Below are 2,102 nucleotides of genomic sequence, written 5' to 3' on the forward strand. Positions count from 1 at the left end.
GGCGACGGCGCGGGGCGCTGGCGGTGGCCGTCGCCGCGGTGGGGGCGCTGGTCTGTGCCGCGACGGTGGCCGTGCTCCCGGGGTCGCCGGACGGCAGCGGCCCGGGCCGTCCGCGGGCGGTCCCCTCCGGCACTCCGTCCGGCAGCCCGTCCGGCACCCTGCCCGGTGCACTGCCCGCGGACGCCGACGTGCCCGCGGCGCTGCGCGAGCCGATCGCCCGGGCCGCCCGGCGCTGCCCCGAGCCGGAGGTGACCCCGGTGCTGCTGGCCGCGATGCTGAAGGCGGAGAGCGGCTTCGACCCGAAGGCCGCCCGGCCGGAGACCGGGGAGTACGGCATCGCGATGTGGACGCCGGCCGTGTTCAACGCCTGGGCGCAGGACGGCGACCTGGACGGCCGCAAGGACTACATGTCGCCGCCGGACGCCATCATCTCGATGGGCTCGTACGTCTGCTGGCTGGCGCAGCAGTTCAAGCGCCGGGGGCTCACGGACGACCTGCCGGGGCTGCTGGCGGCGGGCTACCGCACCAGCGACAAGTCCGTCGCGGAGGCCCGCGGGGTGCCCGAGCGGGTCCGGCCGCACGTGGCGAAGGTGGAGCAGTACCTCGCCGAGTACAGTCGGTGAGCCCGCCCGGGCGGGGTGGGTGAGCCTGCGTCAGCAGCTCGGCAGTCCGGGCACCGGCTGGTCATTGTCGCCGCCGGAGAGGTAGACGACGTTCACCCAGACGCCCTTGTTGCCGCTGTCGTCGTCGGTCTTGGCCCACCAGTGGTTGCGGTACGGGCCGTCGACGACCTCGCTGCCGACGGCCTGGCAGTAGAAGTAGTTGGTGCCCGCGTTGAGGGTGCCGGCGCGGACGTTGCCGGCGAAGTAGGACGGTGCGGTCTTCCAGACGTTGCAGTTGTACTTGCCGCCGCCGATGCCGTAGCAGCCGCTCGCGGCCTCGGCGGAGGCCGGGACGAGGCCCGTCAGGGCGAGACCGACGGCGGCTGCGGCTCCGGCGAGGGCGAGCTTGCGCACAGCGAACATGGAACGCTCCTTGCGTCGTGGGAGAGGGCCCGAGGAGCGGGCCCGACCGGTGGGCGGCCCGGTGGCCGCCCCCGTCTGACTCCAGGAAACCTGAGCAGCGGTCTGCCCGGTACCTGACATCTGTCAGGGCGTCGGCCGCGGGAGCGGAGCGTCGGACCACCCTCTTCTCGTCGCATTGACGACAACCGGGCGAGCCGGTTATCGTCATCTCGACGAAAACAATGCGAGGGGGATTCACCATGGCCGACATCACCAGGCGACTCGGATTCCGGCACCTGCGGGCCGCACCCACCGCCCACATCCGCCACCTGCGCGGCGGCCGGCCCGTCCACCAGGGCGCCGGCCTCGCCTTCTGGTTCCGCCCGCTCACTGCGGCCATCTCCGAAGTCCCGCTCGAAGACCGTGAGTTGGCGATGCTCTTCCATGCCCGGACGGCCGACTACCAGGACCTCGCGGTGCAGGCCACCGTCACCTACCGGATCACCGACCCGGCGGTGGCCGCCGAACGCCTCGACTTCGGCATCGACCCGGACACCGGCGCCTGGCGGGCCGAGCCGCTCGAACAGATCGGCACCCTGCTCACCGAGACCGCCCAGCAGCACGCCCTCGAACTCGTCGCCGCGACCCCGCTGGCCGGCACCCTCACCGAGGGCATCACCGCGGTGCGCCGCCGCATCGCCGAGGGCCTCACCGGCGACGCCCGGCTCGCCGAGATCGGCCTCGCCGTGATCGCCGTCCGCGTCACCGCGCTCCGCCCCGAGGCCGAGACCGAGCGGGCGCTGCGCACCCCGGCCCGCGAGCAGGTCCAGCAGGAGGCCGACCGGGCCACCTACGAGCGCCGCGCCCTCGCCGTCGAGCGGGAGCGCGCCATCGCCGAGAACGAGATGGCCAACCGGATCGAACTCGCCCGCCGTGAGGAGGAACTGGTCGCCCAGGAGGGCGCCAACGCCCGCCGCCGCGCCGAGCAGGACGCCGAGGCGGACGCCGTCCGCGCCGAGGCCGAATCGGTCCGCCGCACCCGGCTCGCCGCCGCCGAGGCCGAGGCCGACCGGCTGACCGCCGCAGCCCGCGCGGAGG

The 2,102-nt window shown here is 74.4% G+C and carries 3 protein-coding genes; 2 read left to right on the forward strand and 1 reads right to left on the reverse strand.

Going from position 1 to position 2,102, the window contains the following annotated elements; translation table 11 throughout:
- The coding region (locus ABZ641_RS34400; RefSeq protein ID WP_359988266.1) for a transglycosylase SLT domain-containing protein at positions 1–623 on the forward strand (623 nt) is incomplete at its 5' end.
- A 30-nt stretch (positions 624–653) separates the two neighbouring features.
- On the opposite strand, the gene ABZ641_RS34405 is transcribed toward ABZ641_RS34400, so the two are convergent.
- Positions 654–1,025, reverse strand: a complete 372-nt coding sequence (locus ABZ641_RS34405; RefSeq protein WP_344624737.1) for a hypothetical protein — start codon at positions 1,023–1,025, stop codon at positions 654–656.
- Between the two features lie 239 nt (positions 1,026–1,264).
- Here ABZ641_RS34405 and ABZ641_RS34410 point away from each other — a divergent pair.
- On the forward strand, positions 1,265–2,102 hold an 838-nt coding region (locus tag ABZ641_RS34410), incomplete at its 3' end, for an SPFH domain-containing protein (protein WP_359988268.1).

The organism is Kitasatospora sp. NPDC007106 (genome assembly GCF_040634455.1).
GTDB lineage: Bacteria > Actinomycetota > Actinomycetes > Streptomycetales > Streptomycetaceae > Kitasatospora > Kitasatospora arboriphila.